Raw genomic sequence first — 4,130 nt, 5'->3', positions numbered from 1 at the left:
AGCTCGGCGTTTCCGTCCGTGAGGAGATCGACGGCGTCGCCGCCGGGCAGATGGCCGCCCTTGATGAGCACCCAGCGCGGCCCGTACGCCAGCACCGCCTCCGCCGCCGCCCGCAGGTCGGACTCGGCGGTGACCCGTACCCCGGTGAGCTGGGCGACTTCGTCCAGGTTGGGGGTGACGACGGTCGCGGCGGGCAGCAGCACGCTGCGCACGGCGTGCAGCGCGTCGGCTGCCAGCAGCCGGTCACCGTGTTTGGAGACGCCGACCGGGTCCACCACCACGGGTACGGCGACGCCCTCCAGCAGCGCGGCGACGGTCTCCACGACGGCGGAGGTGCCGAGCATGCCGGTCTTCACCGCCTGGACCCCGATGTCGTCGACGACCGAGCGGAACTGGGCGCGTATCGCCTCGGTGGGCAGCGGCCAGGCGCCCTGCACACCCAGGGAGTTCTGCGCGGTGACGGCGGTGAGCACGCTCATGCCGTGGGTGCCCAGCGCCAGCATGGTCTTCAGGTCGGCCTGGATGCCCGCGCCGCCGCCCGAGTCGGAACCGGCGACGGTCAGCACCCGGGGCGGCGCGGCGGAGTCGGGACGGGGGGCGGGGGCGGCCGCGGCGGAGGTCATGGCCCCGACCCTATTCAGCCGCCCGCACCGAAGTGGTCCCAGCCCCCGTCCCGCTCCCACGGGGCGCCGTCCACGGTCACCTGGGGCCGTACGCTGCCCCGGGCCGGCAGCACCTGGCCGATCACCCGCCAGCGGGCGGGGAGTTTGGTGTCGGCGGGGAAGGTCGCCACGATCGCGTGGTCCTCGCCGCCGGTGAGCACCCAGTGCAGCGGGTCGACGCCCACCGCGTGCCCGATGTCGGACATCTGGGCGGGCACGTCGAGGGCGGCGGAGTGGATGTCGATCCGTACGCCGCTGCTGTGGGCGATGTGCCCGAGGTCGGCGATGAGTCCGTCGCTGACGTCCGTCATGGCGGTGGCGCCGAGCGCCGCGGCGGCGGGGCCGGCGTGGTACGGGGGTTCGGGGCGGCGGTGGGCCTCGACGAACGCGCGCGGGGAGCGGAAGCCCCGGGAGAGCACGGTGAATCCGGCGGCGGACCAGCCGAGCCAGCCGGTGACGGCCAGCAGGTCGCCCGGGCGGGCGCCGGCGCGCGTGACGGCCTCGCGGTCGCGCAGGTCGCCCAGGGCGGTGATGGAGACGGTGATGGTGTCGCCGCGCACCACGTCGCCGCCCGCGACGCCGGCCCCGGCAACCTGGCATTCGTCGCGGATTCCGTCCATCAGTTCGGTGGGCCAGGTGACGGGCAGTTCGGCGGGGACGACGAGGCCGAGCAGGATGGCGGTGGGCACGGCGCCCATCGCGGCGATGTCGGCGAGGTTCTGGGCGGCGGCTTTGCGGCCGACGTCGTAGGCCGTGGACCAGTCGCGGCGGAAGTGCCGTCCCTCCAGCAGGATGTCGGTGCTGGCGACCACCCGCCGGTCCGGGGCGGCGATCACCGCGGCGTCGTCGCCGGGGCCGAGACGTACGGCCGGAGTGTCGCCGATCCGGGAGGTCAGCTCCCGGATCAGCCCGAACTCCCCCAGCTCCCCCACACTGCCCTTCACTCGGCTCTCCTCAGCTCGCTTCGGTGCCGCCGCGGGCGATCCGCGGCGATCCGCACCGGACGACGTCTCCCGGTACAGGTCATGACGCGCTACGGTAGCGCCCCCGCTCCTCGTAGCCGCTGTGGAGGACCTGTGGTACAGGCGTACATCCTGATCCAGACCGAGGTGGGCAAGGCGCATGCCGTGGCCGAGGTCATCTCCGAGGTACCGGGGGTGATCAAGGCCGAGGATGTCACGGGCCCGTACGACGTCATCGTCCGCGCGGAGGCCGCCTCGGTCGACGATCTGGGGCGGCTGGTGGTGGCGCAGGTGCAGCGGGTGCCGGGCATCACCCGCACCCTGACCTGCCCGGTGGTCAATCTGTAGGGCGTTTTATGCTGACGGCGTGAGTCGCACCGTTCGCTTTTCCGGCACCGTCCCGGCCGCTTCGGCGGTCCTGTTGGCGCTCGCGGGGTGCGCGGCGGCGGACGGCGCGGAGGGCGCCCCCTCCGTGGTGGCGCCGTCACCGGACGCCGCAGCGGCTGAGGTGTGTGACGCGTTGGACGCCGCCCTGCCGGAGCGGGTGGAGGGCGGGGAACGGGCGGACGGCGACGGCATTCCCCCGTACGCCGCCCTGTGGGGCGACCCGGCCATCGTGCTGCGCTGCGGCGTGCCGCTGCCGCTGGTGCTGACGCCGGGCGAGGAGAGCTACGACCCGCTCGCGGACGCGGTGGACGTCAACGGTGTCTCCTGGCTGCTGGAGGATGCGCCCGGCGGCGGGAAGCTGTTCACCACCACGCACCGCACGGTGAACGTGGAGGTGTCCGTGCCGGCGGCGTACGCGCCCGAGGTGAACCCGCTGGTGGATCTCGCCGAGGCGATCGCCGGCCAGGTGCCGCTGGACGAGCTGTACGCGCAGGAGGAACTGTACGGCGGGCCGCCCGCCGGGTCCTGAACGGCGCCGGTACGGGGCGGGCCCGCGCCGGCGCCGCCCCGTACGGCCGTCCGTTCCGCCGGCCTAGCGCAGCCCCGTCGAGCGGCGCAGCGCGGCCTGGATGAGCCGGTCGATCAGCTCCGGGTAGTCCACGCCGCTGGCCTGCCACATCCTCGGGTACATCGAGATGGGGGTGAAGCCGGGCAGGGTGTTGATCTCGTTGATGACGAACTCGCCGTCCTCGGTGAGGAAGAAGTCCGCCCGCACCAGGCCCTCGCAGGAGACGGCCTCGTAGGCGAGCACGGCCAGTTCCCGGACGCGGTCGGTCTGCTCGGGGGTCAGCGGCGCGGGCACGATGCCTTCGGCCGAGTCGAGGTACTTGGCCTCGAAGTCGTAGAAGTCGTGGTCGGAGACGGGCGGGATCTCGGCGGGGACGGAGGCGCGCGGCCCGTCCTCGAACTCCAGGACACCGCACTCGATCTCCCGGCCGCGCAGCAGCGACTCGACGATGATCTTGGGGTCGTGCGCGCGGGCCTCGGCGACGGCCTCGTCCAGGCCCGCCAGGTCGTCGACCTTGGTGATGCCCATGGAGGAGCCCGCGCGGGCGGGCTTGACGAAGACCGGCCAGCCGTGATCGCCGGCGAAGTCCACGATCTTCTTCCGGGCGGCGGCGGGGTCGGTGTCCCACTCGCGGGGGCGGATGACCGTGTAGGGGCCGACCGGGAGGCCGAAGGAGAGGAAGATCCGCTTCATGTACTCCTTGTCCATGCCGACGGCGGAGGCCAGCACGCCGGCCCCGACGTACGGCACGCCGGACAGCTCCAGCAGTCCCTGGAGCGTGCCGTCCTCCCCGTAGGGGCCGTGCAGCACGGGGAAGACGACGTCGACCTCGCCCAGGTCCTTGGGCACGGAGCCGGGCTCGGCGAGGACGACCTCGCGCGCGGCCGGGTCCACCGGCAGCAGCACCGAGCCGCCGCCGGGTTCGGCGATCCCGGCCACGGTCGGGAGTTCGCGGCCGGAGAGGGCCATCCGCTCGGGATCGTCGGCGGTCAGCGCCCAGCGGCCGTCGGTGGTGATGCCGATGGGCAGCACGTCGTACCGCTCCCGGTCGATCGCGCGGAGCACGGCGCCCGCGGTGAGAACCGAGATGGTGTGCTCGGAGCTGCGTCCGCCGAAGACGACGGCGACGCGGGGCTTGGGGCTCTGGTGAGTGGAGTCGCTGCTCATAACCCCTTGAGGCTACTCGCACACCTGCCCGGGAGTCAGCGAAGCTCGGCCTTGGCGCTGCGTGCCATCAGCTCTTTGAGCGCGGCGGCCGGCTGGACGCCCTCGTGGACGATGCCCACCACCGTTTCGGTGAGCGGCATGTCGACGTCGTAACGGCGCGCCAGGTCCCGTACCGAGCGGCAGGATTTCACGCCCTCGGCGGTCTGTTTGGTGACGGCGATGGTCTCCTCCAGGGTCATGCCGCGGCCGAGGTTGGTCCCGAAGGTGTTGTTGCGGGACAGCGGCGAGGAGCTCGAGCCGCCGAGGGCACCAGTCACGTATAGACCTCCGACGCTGACGTCGAAGGCGCGAGTCTAGATCACGTTGGTGGGGGTCTCGTGAAGG

Annotated in this window: 5 protein-coding genes and 1 pseudogene; 2 read left to right on the top strand and 4 right to left on the bottom strand. The window is 72.9% G+C overall.

Going from position 1 to position 4,130, the window contains the following annotated elements; genetic code table 11:
* Both thiD and ACFV5N_RS14690 read right to left on the bottom strand, forming a co-directional pair.
* Positions 1-623, bottom strand: a 623-nt coding sequence (gene thiD, locus ACFV5N_RS14695) for a bifunctional hydroxymethylpyrimidine kinase/phosphomethylpyrimidine kinase (RefSeq protein ID WP_385598864.1), incomplete at its 3' end; no start/stop codon positions are given.
* 14 nt (positions 624-637) lie between these two features.
* Positions 638-1,606 carry a thiamine-phosphate kinase gene (locus ACFV5N_RS14690; RefSeq protein ID WP_385598861.1) on the bottom strand — a complete coding sequence of 323 codons (969 nt, stop codon included), beginning with the start codon at positions 1,604-1,606 and terminating at the stop codon, positions 638-640.
* A 132-nt stretch (positions 1,607-1,738) separates the two neighbouring features.
* Between ACFV5N_RS14690 and ACFV5N_RS14685 the strand changes: the two genes are divergently transcribed.
* Positions 1,739-1,972: an Lrp/AsnC ligand binding domain-containing protein gene (locus ACFV5N_RS14685; protein ID WP_346071487.1), complete on the top strand. Its 234-nt coding sequence runs from the start codon at positions 1,739-1,741 to the stop codon at positions 1,970-1,972.
* A gap of 19 nt (positions 1,973-1,991) precedes the next feature.
* Positions 1,992-2,540 carry a DUF3515 domain-containing protein gene (locus ACFV5N_RS14680; protein WP_385598858.1) on the top strand — a complete coding sequence of 183 codons (549 nt, stop codon included), beginning with the start codon at positions 1,992-1,994 and terminating at the stop codon, positions 2,538-2,540.
* 63 nt (positions 2,541-2,603) lie between these two features.
* On the opposite strand, the gene ACFV5N_RS14675 is transcribed toward ACFV5N_RS14680, so the two are convergent.
* Together ACFV5N_RS14675 and ACFV5N_RS14670 are read right to left on the bottom strand one after the other, a co-directional pair.
* A complete protein-coding gene (locus ACFV5N_RS14675; protein WP_385598857.1) occupies positions 2,604-3,746 on the bottom strand; it encodes a D-alanine--D-alanine ligase family protein in 1,143 nt (380 codons plus the stop codon).
* A gap of 35 nt (positions 3,747-3,781) precedes the next feature.
* A pseudogene (locus ACFV5N_RS14670) lies at positions 3,782-4,042 on the bottom strand (NAD(P)H-dependent glycerol-3-phosphate dehydrogenase); the annotation flags it as partial.
* Positions 4,043-4,130 lie beyond the last annotated feature (88 nt).

The organism is Streptomyces sp. NPDC059853, from assembly GCF_042731495.1.
GTDB lineage: Bacteria > Actinomycetota > Actinomycetes > Streptomycetales > Streptomycetaceae > Streptomyces.
The sequence above is the reverse complement of the archived record's forward strand: the minus strand, read 5'-3'. Positions and strand labels throughout refer to the sequence as shown.

Coding starts and splice junctions, on each gene's coding strand:
- ACFV5N_RS14675 (WP_385598857.1), bottom strand. CDS start 3,746: ATGAGCAGCGACTCCACTCACCAGAGCCCCAAGCCCCGCGTCGCCGTC.